The sequence below is a fragment of the Rahnella sp. EDr1-12 genome (assembly GCF_049206505.1).
GTDB classification, from domain to species: Bacteria; Pseudomonadota; Gammaproteobacteria; order Enterobacterales; family Enterobacteriaceae; genus Rahnella; species Rahnella rivi.
The window spans coordinates 24,371-44,081 of the sequence record NZ_JBLZNY010000003.1 but is presented as its reverse complement, the minus strand read 5'-3'; the positions used below and the strand labels follow the sequence as shown (position 1 = coordinate 44,081).

Sequence of the window (19,711 nt, the reverse complement as noted above, 5' to 3'; positions counted from 1 at the left end):
AATGGGCCTCGGTTCGCTCGTGACCAACTAACGGGCGAATGGCGTTCACGATGTTATCAGCATCATGTTCGCCGCCCATTCCACAAACAATTAAGCCCTGGCAGATGCCGGGGCATTTTTTCAATCAATAAAACTCATCGCTCTTGCAGTCCTCACAACCGAATTGAGGGCATAAAAAAGGCCGCCAATTTGGCAGCCTTTGAATGTAAAAAAACCAGCTAAGCCGAGTTTCTTAATTTACAACGTTTAAGCGGCTAAGATAAATGAAGCATTCAAAGCCGTTAGCAGATCGAACGTATTTATATATGGCACTCCGAACTGTGCACAAATGTTAGGAATCAGAAACTTCTTCTTGCAAGCAAGATCAAGTCTCTCATGCGTAACTATTGTGCTACCCATAGTCATTGCCTTGGCAATCAACCAGGTGTCTGCTCCTCGTAGAAACTCATCCATTGCGGCAGGTGACATTGGCACCGAGACTTGTTGAGCAGATACGTATTCAACAATTGTAGCAAGATTTTGTTGTGTCGCTGCGTCGCTGACTGGAATGAACAGACCGCGGTTAGTGTTAACCCAATCTTTCAGTTCATCGTTCCCATTATTCAGCTCATCATAAACACTTTGAATACTATATACATGTCCTCCTGCCGAGCTGCGCATTATCCATTCCCAAAATGCCGGACAAAAGCTCATGTGGTAGTATTTATTTTTTGCTTCAATTAGTACGTTTGCATCAATCAGATACGTCATTCGCTCAATTCCATTGCGTATTTTTTTAATTTCGCAGGAGCTACTCCTAACAACTTGCCTGCATCTCTAAGAAGAACACGTCCGCTTAAAGCTTCATTAAGAACGGCTTTGCTGAAGCGCGCGCTATTTTTGTTTGTTGTCATTGCATAGAAATTGCCACCACCACCAGACTTATCATGAAATTCAGCCATTAAAGATTGATAGTATTCGTTATACGCATCTCTTTCAATAAAACCTAAATCCAATGCACGCCGTGCAATCACATAACGGCTAACATGCAAAATTTTAGAAATATCAGCGGCATTTTGTTGTAATGTTTTTTCACGAGACCAATGGTTTCTCATCTCTCTTTCAGATGCAAGAAATTCGCCTGCAACTGCATTGCAGAACCTCTCCTCTCGCCTCTCATCATCTGCACTTGCGGAGGAAATTCCACTTTGACCAATCCATAAATGAGACAGTTCATGAAGCAAAGTGAATAATCTGGCTGTGGGAGCATCCGTGAGATTAATAAAAACTACCGGAGCTAATGGGTCACTAATAGCAAACCCTCGAAATTCAGAAACATTCAGCGGCCTATGCGTATTATTTCCAACAATGCCGCTTCTCATGACGAGAATACCTGCCGCTTCCGCCGCTGTCACAATTTTGCGTTGATACTCCTCCCAATCCAGCCCTCTTGGATTGAGATCGTTTAGTCCTAAAACATCCCTTATATCTTGTGCAACTTCGCGGACATCAGAATTAACATTAAATCTTCCAATAAATGGAAGAGGTTCAGCTCCCTGATCAAGAAGGTATTCTTTATACCAATCCTGTTTACTCATTACAGCACGTATAGTATCCAACATCTCAACGCTGGGATTTCTTAGCGCTTGGCTCCTAACTGTTCTCAAGTCAGGAATTGGTACAGGTTCTACAGGCGGACGCTTTAAGAAAAAATAGGCGAAGGGAACATGGAGTTTACTGGCTAATTTTTGAGCTTGAATGAAGGTTGGGTTCGCAGTTCCTTCTTCCCAGCTGATGATCTTATCGACCTTAACCCCCAAACCTGCGGACAAAGCATCCTCAGACATTTGAGCTCTCGCTCTTGCCCAAGAGAGGATTTGAGGGTTAATAAACGCTAAATCAGCCATATACTCATATTTTTCAATAGGTTAAATAAAACAATGTGTTAATTCTTCATTATCAAAACAAAGATTAACTTAGGGTACGCGTTAAAGCCATAAAAAACCCCGAATTAACGAGGTTTCAATTGTGTAAGCTTTGTGACTACGTGACCACTCTTAACAGATTACAAGAGTTTTTGCGTAGCGCACTAGAACTATTTTTAAGCGACTTCCGCGACTCGGATTTTCTGAGTGTATGCGTCCATTTCCAGCACCGCGCCGGTCATTGCCAGGCAACCATCAACGAAGCCTTCAGCTACCTGCAACTGCTGCCGAATCAGGCCTTCACTCACCTTACACATCCTCGCAATTTTCCGTTTGGACAGACCGAAGCGATAATGCAGCATGATGAGCGCTACCTCTTCTGGCTTACGGACTGCGGCTAGGCGACCTACCGCAGCATCGACAATCAGACCATCATCATCACAGCAGGATTCGACCTTGCTGGATTCAGTCGACAGCAGGCCTTTAAAGCCCGCGGCAATCGGTGACCAACTCACGCCAGAGTTATCTCGAGCCCACACACCGTAACGAGCCAGTACCAGTTGAATATCACGCATTATTCTCTCCACACTCTTATTTTGCTTTGCCGGTAGCGATAACACCCATCGCCAGCGCGCGGTCTAATGTCGTCAGTAACAGATGTTCCTGTGTACCGTGTTCTCTTTCCCAATCCTGGGTATTCGCATGAAGTGAGTCGTGACACCGTCTGCACAGCGGGATCACGAACAGGTCATGCGCTTTTGTCGCCATTCCACCAAATCCGTTGCCGGTTATGTGGTGCGGATCATCAGACCCGTTACCACAGGCACAACATGGCTGGCGCTTTATCCACTGGGTGTATTTCGTGTTCTCATACCGGCGGCGCTTCGGACGCAGCAAGAATGATTCTGGCGTCTCAGGATCGATTGCCAGCGCCAGCACCGGTTTGATGTTTTCCGCCAGCACTTCACCAGGCTGTTTCGCCCATGGGTTCACGTCTGCCTCTTTGCGCTGGCCACCGGGCACGTCATAAGGAATCCCCATGGCTTCACTGATAATTTTCTCCGGTAACTTGTCAACTATGCCCTTTCCGACCGCCCACCAGCACAACTCGCCCAGTGATATTTTGTGACCAACAGGCTCGCCCAGCCAGCGGCGGATCCTTTCAGTGACAAATTCCATGGTGTTCGCCAGAGCTAAGTCATCCAGATCGACTGATTCTTTGTTCCGTAACTGAGTGTCGTGATACCAGCATAGGGATATAACTCCGCGCTTCCGGCGTGCATGCGTCATTTCGTGGTGATGATATCCAGCATGATCGGAGCATTGGCAACCGCGATTGTGTTTAACCCATTTAGTCATCGCCTCCCATCCGCCAACATTATTAATGACGGGCTCTGACGCAAGAAAACTGCTTATCAGTGGGTGTTTGGCGATCGGCTGCACTTCTTGAAGAACAAGCCCATCTGGCGCATTACGCAAATCAGCGGGCTCGTCGGTGATCAGTAGACGTTTCCCTGTGAAGTGCTGCAGCATGTCGCCCGGCGGCCGCAACAAGACGATCCCCAAGTCCCTCTGTGGGTATGGCTTCAATAATGCTCTCATTTTGCGCCCTCCCCGGCTTTGGCCAGGCTATTCAGCACAGCATCAGCATGATCAAGCGCACTATCGTGATCCGACGGGCAAAGCTCGCCAGTAGGTGATGCAGCCCTGAGATAGCTGCGATAGGCATCAAGCCAGATTTTCTGAAGTTCGTTCACGCTGCCGCCTCCTGGAAGTTTTTCGCGCCAGCCAGAACAGGCTGATAATGACCCGCCTGCACTTTGACGCGAGAGTTGCGCCCTGCTGGCGTGGCGGTGAACGTGGCCGGGATCAGATCAATATCGTTGAACGGGTTTTCGTTGCCCCAGTGATGCCAGCCAGCAGCGTCACCACGGCTGAACAGTTCAATACGGGATACTGACCCGTAGAGCTCTTCCAATCGCAGGCGCACCTCTGCTGGTTTTTCGCTGTGCTCACTGCGGCAGCTGTGAACAACCTGTTTAACGCTGGCGCTGACGCGCTCGAGCCCGGCGCCACGGACAGCGATCAGAACATCTTCGCTATTACCGCGTGTATAGTTGCCGCCGTTCATGACTGTTTCGGCGCTGAGTGCATCCAGAAAATCTTCAAAGTCGATCATGGTCTGCTCTGCAAGTGCCCGCTCAATACGCCCGCGCGCCTGCTCGTAAAGCTTGATCCACGTGAAACCTTTCATCGTCTTGACTTTAAAGCCCCAGGCCTGCGCCAGCTCGACAGCTTCTTCTGCGAAATTGCCGGTGTACCACATCGCCAACACTGCGCTTTCAGCGGCGATTGACCAGATCGGGAGACGTTTGATGTCTTCCAGCGTCATTGTGCTGTAATGATCGCCCGCTGCACCGTTGCTGATTTTATTGCTGTACTGCCAAGGCGGATCCGCATATATCAGTTGATAGCTCATGCCTGTCCCCTTCCCTGACGTACTGCCCACAAATTACGTTCAAACTCAGCATTGATTTCTGCCGGGGTTTTCACTGTTGCTGATGGAACTGCCAGGCTGTACTTGCGCGGATTGGTCAACGTATGAATCAGATGCACGTTAGGACGCTTTCTCAGTGCGATGATTGCGCCGTGCACTGCTGTCTTGTGCGCCTTAACGCCCGTTCTGGCCGTAATCTCAGCTTCGAGCTGTGCCGATGTACGCGGGGTGTTGTCGCGTTGTAGCTCTTCGAGAACTAATTCTGGGTATGATTTCATGCTGCTTTCACTCCCTGCTGGCGCTGGGCGCACTCTTTCCAAATCTTGGCCCATGTGGTGATGGCGAAATCACTGCGCATGCTACGGACACTGGCCTTGCTGGCCTCGGTGCACACCAGTTTTTCCAACTCGCTCGGGGCCTTGGTTGCCGCTACACCGCTGATGAACCGGCGGTATGCCGCGTCGCGCTCGGCGGTATCAACTGAAACCTCACCGTCAGCGGTCCACTTGCCGTTCACACAGACCGGGCGGCCACTCTTCGCCCATTTGGTCGCGCTGAGCAGGTAGCCTTCGAATTTTGCTGGCTGGAACAACGTTGCCGGGCGCAGATACTCGGCCATCTTCGGAGAGTCGCCCCAGTGAACCTGCTTGTATTCGATAACCAGCTGCAGTTCTTCCAGGGTGTGGCCTTCTCGCAGACGGGCACGCATGTTTTCCAGCGAGCTGTTGGCAGGCTGATAACGTGATCCGGTGATTTGGTTCAGGTGTTTCAGTGCCTGTTTAGCCTGATCAGTAATTTCAACCTCGGCGTCGGTCTGCGCAGCAGGCTGACAAAGGGTTTTTATATCTGATGGATCTTGTTTTGAATTTACTAACGGATCCCCTCCAGATTCTGGACGGTCAAAACCGCTTTTATTCACGTTTTCTGGACGTTCAGAATCTGAATATTCAGAATTGGAACGTTCAGAATCTGAATGTTCAGAAACTGGACTATCAGAATAGAAACCCGCAGCTGCCTCGCGGAGCTTCTTCACGTTCAGGTAATACAGGTTGGTTTTATTGCGGTTGCCCTTGCGGCGCTCTTCACGGGATAACCAGCCATCTTTCTGCAACTGAGTGATAGCCGTAATGACCGTACTGCGGCCAGCACCGATCTGGCGGGATATCGTCTCAATGCCCGGATAGCACGTGCCTTCATCGTTGGAGAAATCAGCCAAACGAAGCATTACCAGCAATTGGGTACCTTTCACGCCAGCCTGAGCCAGCCCGTCCCAGACGTATGCGGATAACTTAACGCTCATAAGACCCTCGTGAATTTTCGCCGGAATTGTTCAGTTGGCTGCGCGCATTCATGCGGATAACCGGCGCGCATGAAGATGACGCGATCCCCCGCTCGGTCGAAGCCCACGACGTGTACCACAACGCCCCGCCAATCCTTGTAACGCCGGTCCAGCTTTTGGATTTCTTCAGACATGCCGTCACCTCTGAAGCATGATCACTGAAATGAGTTCTCCACCAGTCAGCGAAAGAGTAGTTGCAGGCGAGATGACCACCACCGATCACGACTTCGCTTGAGAGGAACTGATCAGCGCCAGCAAGACAGCGTTTATTATTATCAGCCATATCAACCTTCCATCTTCTGCTGTGATCTCATGCCTGCACGGCGGCACATATTCCAGTAACGCTCAACCACGGATCGGCTCTTTGGGCTGTGGTTGTTCGCTTTGCCTGGCTCACGTACAATTCGGACATACACGAACGGGCACAGTGAGACACATTGGAATTGCACTGTTGTTCGAACGCGGTTTACACTGTTCATGCGTTGATTACTCCACACTGTTTAATTGCGCACCCGACGCCCGAGGCTGCACACTTCGGGCGTCACCCTCTCCAAACAACATCTCTGTCACGACCATAATTTCCGCAACTAAGCTCTGAATCCGATAACCCTTAATCCGCATACGTTTAGTTTCATCGCGATCAAGTACCCCATCGGCGGTGAATTCGTTGTGTGCCTTCGCAAATTGGCCGAGCGCCGCAAGCAGCTCATTGAATTTAATCAACAGCTCTTCATTGCCCATTTCTTCAATGTCTGGAAACTTGACAAAGGTGCCGCCGTTTACCCGGCACATAGCCTCAGTAATGTCAGTACGACCTGAAATCTGTTCCATCATGATCGCCATACCGAATGGCACCATCTGCCCACCGACCTGACGAACGCGATTACTCAGAGCGTTATGCGTTCCGTCATGCGCCAGCTGTTGAGACATCGCACCATATCCACCTGGGAACGACGTGATCAGTTGGTGCACTGCCGCCGTTATGTCAGCTGGAGCAGGGAAGTTTTTGTTATCCACAATGTGTTGCCTCTCTCTGTGGTTACGATTAAGCCGCAGGGGCTTTAGAATTCAATTCTGGCCAAATTCCCTGCCAGTCATCAGGATGCAGAACCTTACGACTCACAACCCCGTCAGAGTTTGTCTCGATCAATACTGATAAAGCGGGCCCTAATTTTTGTTTCTTGCTGATTGCCTTGCGAAGGTATTCAACGGATGTGCTGCATTTAGTAGCAAAGTCACGCTGTTCACCGATGCTCAGGGCGTTGAGATAAATTCTTAGTGTGTCCATGTTTCCTCCTGAGTTAGCACCTCAAAGTATACTTACAAGTAAACTTTAATCAATACTCGCAGGTCATTTACCTGCGAGTAATTTTTAGTAAGATGCGGGTATGAAAGAAGACAAAAATTCCCAGGTATTTGAGTGCCGCCGGCTGAAGTTGAAGGAGTTGGTAGAGCGATTTGAAACGCAGAGAGCCTTTTCTGAGGCTACTGGTATTGATGTGACCGTAATTTCTCGGATGCTTTACCCTGAAGGTAAAGCTGGTAAGAGGAATATCGGGGAAAAGGCCGTACGACAAATAGAGGATGCATTAAAACTAAGTCGGGGCTGGATGGATGGGATTACACAAGAAAACAACAACGTATCATTTGCAGGCTTTAATGAAACAGCGGGTCGCTATCCAGTAATAAGCTGGGTGAGCGCAGGTGCGTGGTCGGAAGCTGTTGAGCCCTATCACAGGAAAAGCATCGACCGGTGGCTCGAGACAACTGTAGATTGCTCCGAAAACTCCTTTTGGCTTGATGTCAAAGGTGACTCAATGACAGCGCCGGCAGGGCTAAGCATACCTGAAGGCATGGTGATTTTAGTTGATCCGGAAGTTGAGGCGACTAATGGGAAGTTGGTTGTCGCAAAACTTGAATCCGACAATGAAGCAACATTTAAAAAATATGTTGTCGATGCGGGCAGAAAGTTTTTGAAAGCACTCAACCCTCACTGGCCAATGACGGAGATTAACGGCAATTGTAAAATTATTGGTGTTGTAGTGGATGCCAAAATTGCAAACCTACCTTAATCTTACTATTTGATTTTATTATTATAATAAGGCGTTCAAGCTAATGAGCCTACTCTTCATTGCAGCAATTCTTGGATTAATACCTGCATTTATTGCACAAAGTAAGGGTAGGTCATTTGGTGCTTGGTGGCTCTATGGTGCCCTGCTATTTATCGTGGCGATCATTCACGTTTTGGTAATCCCTTCAGATAGCACCACGTCTATAAATTCTTCTGATAGTCGTTCTTGCCCATTTTGCGCTGAGCTAATAAGACGACAAGCTATTAAATGCAAGCATTGCGGTAGTGAGGTTCTGCCAGCCCCTGCATTGCAAGATGAGGGAGATGGTACTCAAATCTCCTGGAGAAGACTTGCAGCACTTGCTTTAGTCATTATTATAACTGGCCTTATTATTCATACACTTAAATTAGATTAACCACGCCTATTCCGCCCCGCCGTGTACCTTCTTCCATTCCTATTCTCTTGGCATACCTCTAAATCATCTCTTTGAAATTAAATACTCTTAATTCCTTCATTCAATTAAATAAATAATCAATAAATTCATATAGTTAAAATTCCAATCAATGAAATTTACTTTGGGGTATTTACTTGTCATTTACTTATAAGTATATTTTTACTCAGCGGGGCTACACAACGATAAGAGCACTTCAGCTTAATGAGGTATCAGAATGGATAAGCAAGAGCCGGTAATTATTGCCAGTAACCTGAGTAATGAAGAGTTACTGAAGTGGATGCAGGACAAGATCGGAGCGGCGGTTCAATTGAAAGAAGCGCTTTCTATGCAAAAGCATTATCAGAAAGCGCTGCAAGAAGTAACGGACAGAATTGAGATGCTTCAAAAATCTGCGGCGCTACAGGTAGAAGCATCAATTAAACCTGCTGTTATTTTTGAGTTTTTTGGATCCGCATATATTGAAGATTCAGAAATTACGAAAGCTAAGATTTCACTTGAGGGTTCAAAGACTCAATCCGTTTAACAAGAGATTTGGCTGTCTCTGCAATAACCGGATCTTTAACTTCATAAGCTTGCGCGTGGCGGTTTAAATTTTCAATAACGTCGCTTTTAACTGTAGGTAAAGCAGTAGAAATGGAATGAATTGCGACAGTGAATGCGTTTTCAAGGGTTTGAATTCTTCTTGCGAGAGTTATCAGATCAACTGGAATGGTTTCCATAAGTATTTCCTTCTTGGTTGTGTGGAAACACCAAGATACCACCGCCGCCTGAGGTGGAGAAGTAACCAGGCACACAACGATAAGAGAACTGCAACTTGATGGGAGTTTGAGTAATTTTAGCCTTGGCGGCTGGATTCAATATGCTGGAAGAGGTGGTCTGGCAGAGGCGGAACGAGGGCTATATATGGAGTGTCCCTAAATGTGACTACTGAGCTCACATCTACTGGGTGGTGGCAAAGAGCGCAGACGAGCGAGGAAACCATGTCAGAGCTGGGGTAATTGGAAGAGGCAACAAAACGTTCAGAAGTACATTTCTCACAAGAGAGTTTTATGTCAGGCATTTTTACAACTCGGGGGATAGGTGCGGGACTTAATTAGAATTATTAAGAATTTTCCTATTCAGGTTTTAGTGTAGCAGGTTTCTCGGTTTTCGCCGAATTAGCACAACGATAAGAGTATTGGTTGTTGAGCGTCTCACTAACAATCAACTTCTGAACCACAGAACCAGTGCTCTTAACGTTGTGGCAAGCATCAGGTGATGGCCGGGCCTATCCCGCCCGGTTGCGGTTTCGACTACCGCCGCCCTATCAGATCGACGTGGAACTCGATAATTGCTGTGTGTACTTGTCTTTCGGCGGTGGCATGACTCTTCAACCTACCCAAGGGGGAGCGAAGATAATGTTCTGATCATGACCACCGCCAATTTTTTCGCAAATATAGACAAGGGTTCGCTGGCCCCGCCAGTACTAAGCCAGAGGCTCTTGTCTATGTCTGAGTAAATTAAATTAATTGCCATCACTGGCAAGGGATTCGCTCACGCCGAAATCAGCTAAAGGGGTATTTCATGAAAACTGATATCGCTTTTTATCTGACCCTCGGCGTGGTTATGGCAATCACTTATTTAGGAATGCAGCCATGAAAGTGTACATCGCAGGGCCGATGACCGGCCTACCGCAATTTAACCGCCCTGCTTTCATCCGGGCAGCGATGAATCTGTCATTCGAAAAGCATGTCCCGCTTAATCCAGCGATCCTGCCGGACGGCCTGACAGAAGCTGATTACATGGCCGTCGGCCTGACAATGCTTCAGCGCGCAGATGCTATCTACCTGCTGACCGGCTGTCAGTTTAGCGCAGGCGCCAGAGCTGAACATGCGCTGGCCTTGAAGTTAGGTTTGGAAGTAATCGAACAAAGGGTTAGCAGCCATGACTGAGGCAACCAAAGACTTCCAAATCTTCAGCGCTATGAAAGCCCGTGTTGAGAATGCAATTAATCAAGGGCATGACCAAATGGCAATCCCTGTTGAAGCCCTCAAAATAATCCTCGATCAGCTCGAAGTTATCAGAAAATCGGAGTGGAAGCTGGCTGGTGAATTGACCGAACTGCAAATGAATTACAACGCGATTCAGATGAAAGGTGATCAGGTCCCGGTGGCTTGGTTAAACGACGCGCACCTTGCGCGCGGCCACATCGTAGGTGAGGCGGGTGAAGAGGATGCCGGTCCAGGTATGATTCCCGTTTACCGAGAAAAATACCTTCCGCCGCAAAAGTCCGCCATCAGCAAAGAAAAACTGTGTGACTGGTTAGAAGATAATTTTGATATCGATGATAGCCAGCGCGACGCATTCGCTAATTGTTTTGCTCATCACTGCAAGTGCATCGTTAAAAAGGAAAATGAATAATGAAGAATTTAACCAACGAACGTCTGAAGGAAATCATAGCGCATCGCTCCCCTTCTCTGCGCTGGGGAGAGGCTGAAGCAATGGCAAGAGAGCTTTTAGTTTTGCGTCCTGGTGAAGTGGCCGCGGTTACTGCTGAATCCGCGCCAGCATATCTTCTGGGTTTAATGGAACAGGTTAAAGCCTGCAACACCCCGGAAGAGCTCAGAGAACTGAGGAGCCGGGTTAGCCTGTCTGATCTGAATACAGCGATCGGTTCTATCGACCAAGCAATCGAAAAACTTTCAAATCTGTAAGCCGGTGTGCAGCAAGCTATAACTTAAACGTGTGGGGTGATTTATGGCGAGAACATTAACGTTAGATGAATGGGCTCTCGATGAGTTTTCAGCACCAATACCCAGCAGAGCAACGCTGATGAGGTATGCCAAGAACGGAATGATTTACCCCCTTCCCTTTAAGGCTGGACGTTGCTGGCGTGTTGAAGCGACAGCGCGTTTTATTGGCATGGCCGAGAAGCCCGAGATCAGCAAGGACTTAGATCCACGTTTAATGAGGATTCTCGAAGATGGCACGTCCACGTAAATACAACGTGAATATCCCAGGTCTTTCCTGCTACACCGACGCCAGAACCAAAAAGGTTTACTGGCGTTATAAACATCCAGGAACAGGAAAATTTCACGGGCTTGGAGACAATGAAGAGGAAGCAAAAGCAATCGCAATAGATGCAAATATGCAATTAAACCAGCGGAAAATGGCAAATCTTCTCCGGGTAAGAAATGAAATTAGCCGTGAGGTAAGCAAAGGGATTACCACAAATGCATGGGTTGATAAGTACAGACTAATTCAATTAGACAGAGTTAAAGCCGGGGAGATCAAAGCTGATACTGCAAAGCTTCGTGAACCATCATTAAGAGCTTTGGTTTCTTACTGTGGCATAAAAACCTTATCAGATGTAGGTGCCAGAGATATCGCCCGAATTCTGGATCTGTATATAGAAAAAGGCCAAGGCCGAATGGCGCAAATGGTACGTTCCACACTGAGTGATGTTTTTAAGGAAGCCCAGCATGCTGGGGAGGTTCCTGCTGGATATAATCCGGCGAAAGCAACTAAGCAACCAAGAGCTAAAGTTACAAGGCAAAGGCTTTCATTGGATGAGTGGAAGGAAATATATAAAGAGGCTTTGAAGATGCCAGTGCACATTCCCCGTGCAATGTTGTTGGCAATTATTACCGGACAGCGAATTGGAGATATTTCAAAATTAAAATTCTCGGATATTTGGGATAACAAGCTTCATATAGTACAACAAAAAACCGGGGCAAAAGTTGCCATTCCGCTTTCTTTAAAATGTGAAGCGTTGGGCATTACACTACAGGATGTCATTGCTGAATGTCGTGATTCAGTTTTGAGCCAATGGATCTTGCATCATCACAGAGCGAGAAGAAATTGTACGCGTGGTGGGCAGATCACTAAGAGCACACTTTCAAAGGGATTTGCAGAAGCGCGAGATAACTGCGGCCTAAAATGGACGGGGGAAAGTCCCCCCACCTTTCACGAGCAGCGTTCTCTGTCAGAACGGCTTTTCAGTGAACAGGGTGTGAACACACAGGTTTTACTCGGACACAAAAATAGCCAGATGACGGAGAAATATCACGACGATCGGGGTAAAGACTGGAAGGAGGTTATCGTTTAATTCGTTGGTGGTTTTGCAGAAGAATTTTGCAGGAGTTTTGCAGGGATGCACATTTATCTTGTAATAATATGAAGTTAGCAGTTGATACCCATGCCGAAATCATAGGTGGTGGACAAACCGTAGCCGTCACCGTTCTGATGACCAACATCGCGGTGATTGTTTGTGCCTTCAGTATCGTTGGTGCCATCGTTAGCACCCTGATATTGCAGTGCAAAGTTCAGGCCTTTCACTTCGCCGAAGAAGTCAGTGTTACGGTAAGTTGCAACGCCGTTGGTACGGCCAACCATGAAGTTATCGGTGGTAGTGTAGGTATCACCACCGAACACTGGCAGCATATCGGTCCAGGCTTCAACGTCATACACTACGCCGTAGTTACGGCCATAATCGAAAGAACCGTAGTTATCGAATTTCAGACCTGCAAAGCCCAGACGGGTCGCATTGCCTGAATTGCTACCTTCAGTGTTGTTCGCCTGAACGTTGTATTCCCACTGGCCGTAACCGGTCAGTTGGTCAGAAATTTGGGTTTCACCTTTAAAGCCAACGCGGACGTAGGTTTCATCACCATCGTCACCCACGTTGTCAGAGAACTGATGACGAGCATCCACTTTACCGTACAGGTCAAGTTTGTTGCCGTCTTTATTATAAACTTCCGCGGAGTGTGCTGCGCCAGCAACTAATAAGGCTGGAACAATCAGGGCCAATGCTTTTAATTTCATGACGTCATTCCTTTATCATTTAATTGAATACTTAATTTTTTTATATATACTTTATTTATGAGTCAGAGCTCGCAGTAATACTAACCAACTAGTTCCCTTGTTATGTAGGGAAATTATCGCGTTTGTTTTTATTATTTATTGCTAAGTATTTCAATGCTATTGACATATATTTGGTGTGAATGAATTAAAATTAAATATATATAAATTGTATTTATTTTTGGCTTTTATCTTGTGGTAATTTACTTTCCGGATTGTGGCATCATCACTGCAATTCATTTTTACCCTTCCTTGGTTTTATTGTTTATATTTATCCGTCGCGATCCCCCTGTCCGCGACCGCAATGATTACCCCGCCTGACTGCGGGGTTTTTTTTGCATAAAAAAACCCATAACCGGCGAAAGTTATGGGCTCTGCAAATGAGAGAGAACTAAGAAATACGACGAGGTCAGAGAAACGTTAAACGTCCACAACAACCTGCATATCTGATGCTGGGATTGCGCATCCGCAAGGCCAACACCCGCTATTCAGGCAAACGGCTACTCTCAGGAGAAGAGTTTGTTAAACGCACAGTTCGTTCCAGTAACTGATGCGCATTAAACGGGTATACCGGTCAGGAGCGGCGAAACCACGCCGGGTCACTGTTCCCCACATCAATGCCATACAGACACCCGGTCGCCAGAAAACTTTCCAGCAAACGCGTTGTATCCTGCGTTTTATCTTCTGTGTGCGCGCTCACCTTGCGGCGAGTCAGGCGTTGCCAGAACGAGCGTGGCGCAGCAGCTGGTGTATTCGTTGACATACGGGCCTCCGGGTATTCACTGTAAGTTCATCACTGATCAGCGCAGACATTGTCTTTCGCTGGAATGACGTCAGTTAACCTTTTCTGCGCCCTGAACTGAACCAACCATTTTCGCTTTGCAAAGCGATAAATCGACTAAGCCGCGCCCGGCCAGATACCTTCACAGAATAATTTTGCACAGGCGACGCTATGTTGATGGCGTAACGCCGGATCGCCGCTGTTCTGTGCCAGCTGTACCAGCATGCCGGTAAAACACTGACCGAGCAGTGGCGCAGGGATATCGTCACGAAACAGACCGTGCTGCTGACTGTGTGCCAGATTTTCAGCGATAAGCTGTGACAGTAACGCCTGGGTCCCGGCGCTGTGCGGTGGCAGGAGAAAAGCGCGCTGTGTAAGGCTGGCATCTTCAGCCAGAAAATTAAGCAGTTTGCGAAAACTCAGTGCCATGCGGTCCAGTACCTGATTTTCAGCAACCTGCGGTGAAATTTGTAATGAGCGCGTCAGCGTGGTGAGACGCTCGTGAAACAGAGTGAGGCTGTTATCGGTCATGGTGTTGCCCTGTTTATTCCTGTTAATCCCCTATTCTACCCGAGTGCGGCCTTGTTTCGCGGCCAATCTGTACCTTCCTACTTATTCGAATCGATACAGTTAGTGACGGTGGTTAACAATTGCACATGCTGTCTCAGGGGCGTAAACCAGTAAGCAGCTCACGTAACGGTACGGAGACGGTATTTCCGTGCGTTGCGCGCAGCACCTGAAGAAGATACCGAATACATAGAGGATGGTTGTATGTCTAAAAATGGAAAAGTGGCTTTAGTGACAGGTGGCGGTCAGGGGATTGGCCGTGCAATTGCCCTGCGTCTTGCCAAAGATGGTTTTGCCGTGGCTGTTGTAGATTTTAATCATGAAACGGCGAAGAAAGTGGCTGAAGAAATCAATCATGCTGGCGGCAAGGCTATTGCCCAGCTGGCCGATGTGTCAGACCGCGATCAGGTGTTTGCTGCGGTCGAAGCCGCCACCACGCAACTCGGTGGTTTTGATGTCATCGTCAATAACGCCGGTATTGCGCCAACCACGCTGATTGAAGACATCACCCCTGAGATTGTCGATAAAGTCTATAACATCAACGTAAAAGGCGTGATCTGGGGCATTCAGGCGGCGATCAAAGCTTTTAAATCGCAGGGACACGGCGGGAAAATTATTAATGCCTGTTCTCAGGCCGGGCATGTCGGTAACCCGGAGCTGGCGATTTACAGCTCGAGTAAATTCGCGGTCCGCGGCCTGACTCAGACGGCTGCACGCGATTTAGCGCCGCTGGGCATCACCGTGAACGCGTATTGCCCTGGGATTGTGAAAACACCTATGTGGGAAGAGATTGACCGACAGGTGTCTGCAGCAGCAGGCAAGCCGGTGGGTTATGGTACCCAGGAGTTTGCGAAAAACATTACCCTGAAACGCCTCTCAGAACCGGAAGATGTCGCTGGCTGCGTCTCTTACCTTGCAGGCCCGGATTCTGATTATATGACCGGTCAGTCCTTGTTAATCGACGGCGGCATGGTCTTTAACTGAGTGTGTGTGCGTCAATCAGGCCTCTCATTATGAGAGGCTTTTTTTATGCCTGACGGTTAACCGTCAGGCGTTCGCCAGCGGTATGTAATACTCGCAGGTCACCCCGTTAAGTGCAGATTCCCGTGAGTATTTCTCCAGATCGGGCTGCATGATAAATTCCAGGCCGAGGGTGGGCAAAAATACCGAGTACATGTAGAGAATGAAATCATTCAGGCGGCTGAGATCGTAAGGGTAATTGATCTTCAGATAACGACTGGCAGGCACAAAAATGTCGTGACTGGCACCGATCCTGACTTCATGGGCCACGGTATATTCCATCTGTAACGCATTCGCCACTTCATCGTGAGTATCAGGGCGGCAATCAGACAGCCCCCACACCGGCGCGAGCAATGATTCCGGCGTGGCCAGATAACGCAGCAGTTCAGCCCGGTGAACGTGGTTTTTACTGTTGAAAAGCGCTTCGATCGGATAAGAATGCGTGGTGGTTTCGCCTTCAAACGCCATTTCCGGCAACTCAACAATTTCGTATTCCGGCTGTGGAAATTCGTCAACGGTCAATGGCGCGGTGATGCCATTCATGGTCCATGAGGCGTTGCGACGGTACATTCCCGGCGTTTCAGCAAAGTTCTTTTTGAATGAGCGGGTAAACGTCTGCTGCGAATCATAAGAATAATAGAGTGAGATATCAAGGATCGGCATATTGGTCAGACGCAAAGCAATCGCCGCCATCGTCAGACGACGGTCACGGATGTATTTACCCAGCGCGTGGCCCGTTTTGCTTTTAAATAATCGCTGAAGATACCACGGAGAATAGCCGGTTTTTTTCGAGGCTTTTTCCATCGTCAGACGATCACTTAAGTTGACTTCGATCCAGTAGAGAAGCTCTTTGATCAAGTCGTCATGAAAATCAGGTTTTTGTTCGCTCTGCAAGATGGACTCCCGGTGCTGCTATAACGTCGCGCGCTTAGTGCGCAACAGATTTTGAAAACACGTTCACAACGATCACGCCGGCGATGATAAGTCCGAGGCCAATGACGGCGGGCGTATCCAGCTTTTGACCGTAACCAAACCACCCTATCGCTGAGACAAGAACGATACCGACACCGGACCAGATGGCGTATGCAATCCCGGTGGGTAGCGTTTTCAGCGTCAGCGACAGCAAAAATATCGCAATGGTGTAACCCAGCAACGTGACCACACTGGGCCATAAACGGGTAAACCCTTCCGAGCTCTTCAGGCTGCTGGTGGCGATGACTTCGGCCACAATGGCGAGTCCGAGGATCAGGTAGGTTTTAAACATCAGAAGTTTCCTTGCGGTAAAGCTCGTTTTGGATGGCGCGGTTAAGGTTGTATTCGGCGCAGACGCTGGTCAGCCCGAGAGATTCAAGACGCGACATGGCATCCATGCTGCTGCTCAGGCCAATCAGGCGCCAGGCAATGTGCGCGGCGGACTCCCCTGCAATAAATTCGCGGGTATCCCTGCCGTATTCAATGGCTGATGAAACGAGCTGATGCCAGTCGGCAACAGACGCCGCAAAAGCGGATTTCATCAGCGGTTCCTGTTCAGTCAGCAGCATTGCCTCGTGCCACAACGGGATCGCCATCAGCGATTCCTGATCCTGCGGGCTTATCAGAAACAGTGTTAAGCGTTCACGTGCACTCAGGGACTGACAATCATTATCCAGTTGCTCCTTGAGGATCTTCATTACCCGCGCATACGCCTGGGCACGCAATTCAGCTGCGCTGGAAAAATGGTGGTGAACCTGCCCGACCGCAACGCCGGCTACCTGAGCGACGCGCCGGACGGTGGTTGCCGCCAGACCCTCCTGACGTGCAATGCATGCGGCAGCTTCCAGAAGCGAGGCGCGACGTTCTTTTTTACACAGATAAGCCAACGAAGGATCCAAAATGAGGGACGGACAGCGGACGATAATGCCAAGACTTGAACGGATGTTCAAGTTTTTTGAGAACGTTCATTCACATAGGGATATATACAGTTAATAATACGAAAATAACTTGCAATCGAATTGAAAAAGGTACCCGCCAGACTTGACAGGCCGCTCGATTATTAAATCAAATTATTCACTTGCGCACTCAAAACTGCTCGCCGCGTGTGTATCACCCTGACCTTTATATTTCGGAAACAACGGATAATCACAAAGCGGCATTTCTCGCCCGGCAGTGCCTTTATTGGTGTCGATCATGACTTGCTGACCGGGGTCAATTCCGTGATCTACCCATTTATCCAGCGTGCCCAGAGAATCCCAGCTGACACGAAACGCCCCGCTACTGTGGGTGAATCCCGGCGCCAGATACAAGCGGGCAAACTGACGCACGGTTTTTTCGCCAAACTGCGCCTGAAGTTTCTCGTAATACGCCACGGTATTTCCCGGCGGTACGGCCATATCGGCAGTGCCGTGCATTAACAGGAGTTTGCCCCCGTGCTGCACAAACGCGCGGATATCCGCTTCATTGTTATCAACCTGCGAAGCCAGTTCCAGCAGACGCTGCTTATGGGCTGCCGGGTCAAAAGTCAGCGAATCGTATTGCGGTGAGCGCATCACTTCATAACGCACCGCCTGATCGCCCATCATGTAGGGAAAGGAGATGATCAGATTTGAGGCTTCAGGTTTGGGTTTATCTGCACCAGAACCAAACACGCTGACAATGGACGGCGCATCAGCGCCCTGCAATATCGGCCACGGCGCAAAACTGTCGCCCGACGGCAAACTGACCCCGAGTGACACCGGTTTACTCAGCCTATGTACCATCGCAATTTGGGTGTCGGACAGGCAACCCGCGCCCTCATCTTTACCGCCTTTGCAACGCAGATGGGCGAGTTTGAAGGTGGCATCGCAGGCTTTGATATTGGCAACCACGCCATCGGCCAGACCGTCAAGCTTGTCACACGCGCCATTGACCGCGTTGGCGATCAGGGCTGACTTCGCGGGAGATATCCACGCGCCCGGTGTATTGTAAATGGCCTGACCAATGCGGATGCCCGCCATATGTAATTCGACCACGTTGTAAACCGGGTGGATGGCGATGGCACCATCGTAGTCAAGGGGAAAGCGCTGAATGGCGGCCAGCGCTTCATGTCCGCCCTGCGAGTTGCCCTGAAAATACATCCGCGAAGGTTTACGTCCGTAGGCTTGCTGAATCAGCGCAACTGCCACATCGTGAGTTTTCTTTATTTGCGCACCGGCGAAGTTTTGCCAGGCTTCGTCATTGAGAGTAAATGAGGCATCAGACACGCCGCCCTGATGTCCGGAATCACTTCCAAACGTTGCGTAGCCCTGCTTCAGCGCGCCGGGTGTGGCCGCCGGAGCCAGACGCGCTGTATCTGCGCCTTTTACAGAACCATCGAAACCGCCACCGCCAAGTTGCAACGCTTTACCATTCCACATGAGCGGTAAATACAGCTGAAATTCAATATCGGGGGATTTCAGATCTACAGGTTTAATCTGCCCTTCCAGCTTACAGTGCGGTTCATTCGGCTGCCCGGCCATCGCCACGGCGGTGATCACTGCACCGCGCGTAGGCAGCCCGATACTGGCAGCATCAATGCGGGCGGTTTTCAGGCCTATGCACTGTGCCTGAGTCAATTGCTTTTGCGGTGCTGCGAGTACAGCAGTGCTGATCACCAATAACAAACCCGTAAGGAGGGACGCTTTCATCAGGCTGTGTTTATTCCGTCAAATGAGTTGCCGCAGTGTGTCATTAAAAAGGGAACGAAAAAAGCGCTCCCTGACCGCTTTCGTGACCTTTTTGAATAAGTTTTGCTCGTTAATATATGTGTTTTCTATGTATTTATAATTACCATATAGGTCATGAATATTTTGAAATGATATATATCTTGAATGATTTACTTAGCGAAATTATTAATAAAAATAAAATTTAGAAATAATGACTTTTAATTTGTCCCTTGCTGTACGTCAGAGTATATTGCTGCAGGCATTTGATAGCAGATGCCCGCTAAGCGCTACTAACATAATATTTTAAAAGGATTTTTCATGAAAAACGTAATTAAAGTTGTACTTCTTGGTGCGGTTATTTCCACCCTTTCAGGTTGCACCGGCAGCGTGTCTAACAAAGATAAAAACTGCAGCTATGATTATTTACTGACACCAAGCCTGTCTATTTCCAAATGGATTGGTGGTTGCGGCCCGACTGATAAATAAGTCAATAATCACGCCACTCGCGTGATTATCCGGCATTCATCATACCCGGATCTTTATACAGGGAGAGTGATCTCCCTTTTTAAAAAGCCATTT

Annotated in this window: 28 protein-coding genes and 1 pseudogene; 10 read left to right on the top strand and 19 right to left on the bottom strand. The window is 48.5% G+C overall.

Going from position 1 to position 19,711, the window contains the following annotated elements; genetic code table 11:
* Positions 1-246: 246 nt before the first annotated feature.
* The 11 genes from ACO0U8_RS14095 to ACO0U8_RS14045 all read right to left on the bottom strand — a co-directional run bounded on the left by ACO0U8_RS14095 (position 247) and on the right by ACO0U8_RS14045 (position 7,028).
* Positions 247-750, bottom strand: a complete 504-nt coding sequence (locus ACO0U8_RS14095) for a DUF4411 family protein (RefSeq protein ID WP_421671025.1) — start codon at positions 748-750, stop codon at positions 247-249.
* The gene (locus ACO0U8_RS14090; RefSeq protein ID WP_421671024.1) at positions 747-1,886 is read right to left on the bottom strand and encodes an ImmA/IrrE family metallo-endopeptidase; all 1,140 of its coding nucleotides are present in this window, start codon (positions 1,884-1,886) and stop codon (positions 747-749) included. The genes ACO0U8_RS14095 and ACO0U8_RS14090 overlap by 4 nt, the downstream gene beginning before the upstream one ends.
* Positions 1,887-2,080: 194 nt before the next feature.
* Positions 2,081-2,479: an antiterminator Q family protein gene (locus tag ACO0U8_RS14085; RefSeq protein WP_421671023.1), complete on the bottom strand. Its 399-nt coding sequence runs from the start codon at positions 2,477-2,479 to the stop codon at positions 2,081-2,083.
* Positions 2,480-2,495: 16 nt separating this feature from the next.
* The gene (locus ACO0U8_RS14080; RefSeq protein ID WP_421671022.1) at positions 2,496-3,083 is read right to left on the bottom strand and encodes a DUF968 domain-containing protein; all 588 of its coding nucleotides are present in this window, start codon (positions 3,081-3,083) and stop codon (positions 2,496-2,498) included.
* 419 nt (positions 3,084-3,502) lie between these two features.
* Positions 3,503-3,661 (bottom strand): hypothetical protein, encoded by a 159-nt coding sequence (locus ACO0U8_RS14075; RefSeq protein WP_421671021.1) that lies wholly within the window; start codon positions 3,659-3,661, stop codon positions 3,503-3,505.
* A complete protein-coding gene (locus ACO0U8_RS14070; protein ID WP_421671020.1) occupies positions 3,658-4,383 on the bottom strand; it encodes an MT-A70 family methyltransferase in 726 nt (241 codons plus the stop codon). The genes ACO0U8_RS14075 and ACO0U8_RS14070 overlap by 4 nt, the downstream gene beginning before the upstream one ends.
* Positions 4,380-4,679 (bottom strand): hypothetical protein, encoded by a 300-nt coding sequence (locus tag ACO0U8_RS14065; protein WP_421671019.1) that lies wholly within the window; start codon positions 4,677-4,679, stop codon positions 4,380-4,382. The genes ACO0U8_RS14070 and ACO0U8_RS14065 overlap by 4 nt, the downstream gene beginning before the upstream one ends.
* Positions 4,676-5,701, bottom strand: a complete 1,026-nt coding sequence (locus ACO0U8_RS14060; RefSeq protein WP_421671018.1) for a conserved phage C-terminal domain-containing protein — start codon at positions 5,699-5,701, stop codon at positions 4,676-4,678. The genes ACO0U8_RS14065 and ACO0U8_RS14060 overlap by 4 nt, the downstream gene beginning before the upstream one ends.
* Positions 5,698-5,874 carry a DUF4222 domain-containing protein gene (locus ACO0U8_RS14055; RefSeq protein ID WP_072158026.1) on the bottom strand — a complete coding sequence of 59 codons (177 nt, stop codon included), beginning with the start codon at positions 5,872-5,874 and terminating at the stop codon, positions 5,698-5,700. Before ACO0U8_RS14055 ends, ACO0U8_RS14060 begins: the two co-directional genes overlap by 4 nt.
* A gap of 352 nt (positions 5,875-6,226) precedes the next feature.
* A complete protein-coding gene (locus ACO0U8_RS14050) occupies positions 6,227-6,757 on the bottom strand; it encodes a YmfL family putative regulatory protein (protein ID WP_421671017.1) in 531 nt (176 codons plus the stop codon).
* A gap of 28 nt (positions 6,758-6,785) precedes the next feature.
* Positions 6,786-7,028: a Cro/Cl family transcriptional regulator gene (locus ACO0U8_RS14045; protein ID WP_421671016.1), complete on the bottom strand. Its 243-nt coding sequence runs from the start codon at positions 7,026-7,028 to the stop codon at positions 6,786-6,788.
* A gap of 100 nt (positions 7,029-7,128) precedes the next feature.
* Between ACO0U8_RS14045 and ACO0U8_RS14040 the strand changes: the two genes are divergently transcribed.
* The 3 genes from ACO0U8_RS14040 (at position 7,129) to ACO0U8_RS14030 (ending at position 8,789) form a co-directional block, all read left to right on the top strand.
* Positions 7,129-7,812, top strand: a complete 684-nt coding sequence (locus tag ACO0U8_RS14040) for a LexA family protein (RefSeq protein WP_421671015.1) — start codon at positions 7,129-7,131, stop codon at positions 7,810-7,812.
* A 43-nt stretch (positions 7,813-7,855) separates the two neighbouring features.
* Complete coding sequence (locus tag ACO0U8_RS14035; protein WP_421671014.1) at positions 7,856-8,227, top strand: zinc ribbon domain-containing protein; 372 nt, start codon at positions 7,856-7,858, stop codon at positions 8,225-8,227.
* A 253-nt stretch (positions 8,228-8,480) separates the two neighbouring features.
* On the top strand, positions 8,481-8,789 hold the full coding sequence (locus ACO0U8_RS14030) for a hypothetical protein (RefSeq protein WP_421671013.1): 309 nt from the start codon (positions 8,481-8,483) through the stop codon (positions 8,787-8,789).
* Here the strand turns inward: ACO0U8_RS14030 and ACO0U8_RS14025 are convergent.
* A complete protein-coding gene (locus tag ACO0U8_RS14025) occupies positions 8,749-8,985 on the bottom strand; it encodes a hypothetical protein (RefSeq protein WP_390976250.1) in 237 nt (78 codons plus the stop codon). The two genes, ACO0U8_RS14030 and ACO0U8_RS14025, sit on opposite strands and share 41 nt — an antisense overlap.
* A 915-nt stretch (positions 8,986-9,900) precedes the next feature.
* Here ACO0U8_RS14025 and ACO0U8_RS14020 point away from each other — a divergent pair.
* The 5 genes from ACO0U8_RS14020 to ACO0U8_RS14000 are packed head-to-tail and all read left to right on the top strand — an operon-like array spanning position 9,901 to position 12,353.
* Positions 9,901-10,197 carry a DUF4406 domain-containing protein gene (locus ACO0U8_RS14020; RefSeq protein ID WP_421671012.1) on the top strand — a complete coding sequence of 99 codons (297 nt, stop codon included), beginning with the start codon at positions 9,901-9,903 and terminating at the stop codon, positions 10,195-10,197.
* Entirely contained in the window at positions 10,190-10,666 is a 477-nt protein-coding gene (locus ACO0U8_RS14015; protein WP_421671011.1) for a hypothetical protein, read from the top strand. Before ACO0U8_RS14020 ends, ACO0U8_RS14015 begins: the two co-directional genes overlap by 8 nt.
* The gene (locus ACO0U8_RS14010; RefSeq protein WP_136376632.1) at positions 10,666-10,959 is read left to right on the top strand and encodes a hypothetical protein; all 294 of its coding nucleotides are present in this window, start codon (positions 10,666-10,668) and stop codon (positions 10,957-10,959) included. The genes ACO0U8_RS14015 and ACO0U8_RS14010 overlap by 1 nt, the downstream gene beginning before the upstream one ends.
* A gap of 43 nt (positions 10,960-11,002) precedes the next feature.
* A complete protein-coding gene (locus ACO0U8_RS14005) occupies positions 11,003-11,245 on the top strand; it encodes an excisionase (protein ID WP_136376633.1) in 243 nt (80 codons plus the stop codon).
* Positions 11,229-12,353, top strand: coding sequence for a phage integrase Arm DNA-binding domain-containing protein (locus ACO0U8_RS14000; RefSeq protein WP_421671010.1), 1,125 nt, complete (start codon positions 11,229-11,231; stop codon positions 12,351-12,353). The genes ACO0U8_RS14005 and ACO0U8_RS14000 overlap by 17 nt, the downstream gene beginning before the upstream one ends.
* Positions 12,354-12,433: 80 nt before the next feature.
* Here the strand turns inward: ACO0U8_RS14000 and ACO0U8_RS13995 are convergent.
* The 3 genes and pseudogenes from ACO0U8_RS13995 to ACO0U8_RS13985 all read right to left on the bottom strand — a co-directional run.
* Positions 12,434-13,069: pseudogene (locus tag ACO0U8_RS13995) on the bottom strand (porin); the annotation flags it as partial.
* Positions 13,070-13,679: 610 nt separating this feature from the next.
* Positions 13,680-13,868 carry a hypothetical protein gene (locus ACO0U8_RS13990; RefSeq protein WP_136375504.1) on the bottom strand — a complete coding sequence of 63 codons (189 nt, stop codon included), beginning with the start codon at positions 13,866-13,868 and terminating at the stop codon, positions 13,680-13,682.
* A gap of 135 nt (positions 13,869-14,003) precedes the next feature.
* The gene (locus tag ACO0U8_RS13985) at positions 14,004-14,417 is read right to left on the bottom strand and encodes a hypothetical protein (protein WP_421671009.1); all 414 of its coding nucleotides are present in this window, start codon (positions 14,415-14,417) and stop codon (positions 14,004-14,006) included.
* Positions 14,418-14,657: 240 nt separating this feature from the next.
* On the opposite strand from ACO0U8_RS13985, the gene ACO0U8_RS13980 reads away from it, so the two are divergent.
* Positions 14,658-15,437 (top strand): (S)-acetoin forming diacetyl reductase, encoded by a 780-nt coding sequence (locus ACO0U8_RS13980; protein WP_136375502.1) that lies wholly within the window; start codon positions 14,658-14,660, stop codon positions 15,435-15,437.
* Positions 15,438-15,500: 63 nt separating this feature from the next.
* On the opposite strand, the gene ACO0U8_RS13975 is transcribed toward ACO0U8_RS13980, so the two are convergent.
* The 4 genes from ACO0U8_RS13975 to ACO0U8_RS13960 form a co-directional block, all read right to left on the bottom strand.
* On the bottom strand, positions 15,501-16,367 hold the full coding sequence (locus ACO0U8_RS13975; protein ID WP_056773814.1) for a helix-turn-helix domain-containing protein: 867 nt from the start codon (positions 16,365-16,367) through the stop codon (positions 15,501-15,503).
* Positions 16,368-16,401: 34 nt separating this feature from the next.
* Complete coding sequence (locus tag ACO0U8_RS13970) at positions 16,402-16,737, bottom strand: SMR family transporter (protein ID WP_056773809.1); 336 nt, start codon at positions 16,735-16,737, stop codon at positions 16,402-16,404.
* Positions 16,730-17,332 carry a TetR family transcriptional regulator gene (locus ACO0U8_RS13965; protein WP_414072144.1) on the bottom strand — a complete coding sequence of 201 codons (603 nt, stop codon included), beginning with the start codon at positions 17,330-17,332 and terminating at the stop codon, positions 16,730-16,732. The genes ACO0U8_RS13970 and ACO0U8_RS13965 overlap by 8 nt, the downstream gene beginning before the upstream one ends.
* Positions 17,333-17,515: 183 nt before the next feature.
* The gene (locus ACO0U8_RS13960) at positions 17,516-19,081 is read right to left on the bottom strand and encodes a tannase/feruloyl esterase family alpha/beta hydrolase (RefSeq protein ID WP_421671008.1); all 1,566 of its coding nucleotides are present in this window, start codon (positions 19,079-19,081) and stop codon (positions 17,516-17,518) included.
* A 369-nt stretch (positions 19,082-19,450) separates the two neighbouring features.
* Here ACO0U8_RS13960 and ACO0U8_RS13955 point away from each other — a divergent pair, with 369 nt between their 5' ends.
* On the top strand, positions 19,451-19,618 hold the full coding sequence (locus ACO0U8_RS13955) for a YhfL family protein (RefSeq protein WP_072158075.1): 168 nt from the start codon (positions 19,451-19,453) through the stop codon (positions 19,616-19,618).
* Positions 19,619-19,711: the final 93 nt, after the last annotated feature.

Bases quoted from the DNA above. Each gene is read 5' to 3' on its own strand.
- ACO0U8_RS14000 (WP_421671010.1), top strand. From the start codon at position 11,229: ATGGCACGTCCACGTAAATACAACGTGAATATCCCAGGTCTTTCCTGC.
- ACO0U8_RS14025 (WP_390976250.1), bottom strand. From the start codon at position 8,985: ATGGAAACCATTCCAGTTGATCTGATAACTCTCGCAAGAAGAATTCAA.
- ACO0U8_RS13980 (WP_136375502.1), top strand. From the start codon at position 14,658: ATGTCTAAAAATGGAAAAGTGGCTTTAGTGACAGGTGGCGGTCAGGGG.
- ACO0U8_RS14015 (WP_421671011.1), top strand. From the start codon at position 10,190: ATGACTGAGGCAACCAAAGACTTCCAAATCTTCAGCGCTATGAAAGCC.
- ACO0U8_RS14090 (WP_421671024.1), bottom strand. From the start codon at position 1,886: ATGGCTGATTTAGCGTTTATTAACCCTCAAATCCTCTCTTGGGCAAGA.
- ACO0U8_RS14010 (WP_136376632.1), top strand. From the start codon at position 10,666: ATGAAGAATTTAACCAACGAACGTCTGAAGGAAATCATAGCGCATCGC.
- ACO0U8_RS13970 (WP_056773809.1), bottom strand. From the start codon at position 16,737: ATGTTTAAAACCTACCTGATCCTCGGACTCGCCATTGTGGCCGAAGTC.
- ACO0U8_RS14055 (WP_072158026.1), bottom strand. From the start codon at position 5,874: ATGTCTGAAGAAATCCAAAAGCTGGACCGGCGTTACAAGGATTGGCGG.
- ACO0U8_RS13955 (WP_072158075.1), top strand. From the start codon at position 19,451: ATGAAAAACGTAATTAAAGTTGTACTTCTTGGTGCGGTTATTTCCACC.
- ACO0U8_RS14060 (WP_421671018.1), bottom strand. From the start codon at position 5,701: ATGAGCGTTAAGTTATCCGCATACGTCTGGGACGGGCTGGCTCAGGCT.
- ACO0U8_RS14035 (WP_421671014.1), top strand. From the start codon at position 7,856: ATGAGCCTACTCTTCATTGCAGCAATTCTTGGATTAATACCTGCATTT.
- ACO0U8_RS14045 (WP_421671016.1), bottom strand. From the start codon at position 7,028: ATGGACACACTAAGAATTTATCTCAACGCCCTGAGCATCGGTGAACAG.
- ACO0U8_RS14065 (WP_421671019.1), bottom strand. From the start codon at position 4,679: ATGAAATCATACCCAGAATTAGTTCTCGAAGAGCTACAACGCGACAAC.
- ACO0U8_RS13990 (WP_136375504.1), bottom strand. From the start codon at position 13,868: ATGTCAACGAATACACCAGCTGCTGCGCCACGCTCGTTCTGGCAACGC.
- ACO0U8_RS14080 (WP_421671022.1), bottom strand. From the start codon at position 3,083: ATGGAATTTGTCACTGAAAGGATCCGCCGCTGGCTGGGCGAGCCTGTT.
- ACO0U8_RS14040 (WP_421671015.1), top strand. From the start codon at position 7,129: ATGAAAGAAGACAAAAATTCCCAGGTATTTGAGTGCCGCCGGCTGAAG.
- ACO0U8_RS13985 (WP_421671009.1), bottom strand. From the start codon at position 14,417: ATGACCGATAACAGCCTCACTCTGTTTCACGAGCGTCTCACCACGCTG.
- ACO0U8_RS14095 (WP_421671025.1), bottom strand. From the start codon at position 750: ATGACGTATCTGATTGATGCAAACGTACTAATTGAAGCAAAAAATAAA.
- ACO0U8_RS14005 (WP_136376633.1), top strand. From the start codon at position 11,003: ATGGCGAGAACATTAACGTTAGATGAATGGGCTCTCGATGAGTTTTCA.
- ACO0U8_RS14020 (WP_421671012.1), top strand. From the start codon at position 9,901: ATGAAAGTGTACATCGCAGGGCCGATGACCGGCCTACCGCAATTTAAC.
- ACO0U8_RS14030 (WP_421671013.1), top strand. From the start codon at position 8,481: ATGGATAAGCAAGAGCCGGTAATTATTGCCAGTAACCTGAGTAATGAA.
- ACO0U8_RS14070 (WP_421671020.1), bottom strand. From the start codon at position 4,383: ATGAGCTATCAACTGATATATGCGGATCCGCCTTGGCAGTACAGCAAT.
- ACO0U8_RS14085 (WP_421671023.1), bottom strand. From the start codon at position 2,479: ATGCGTGATATTCAACTGGTACTGGCTCGTTACGGTGTGTGGGCTCGA.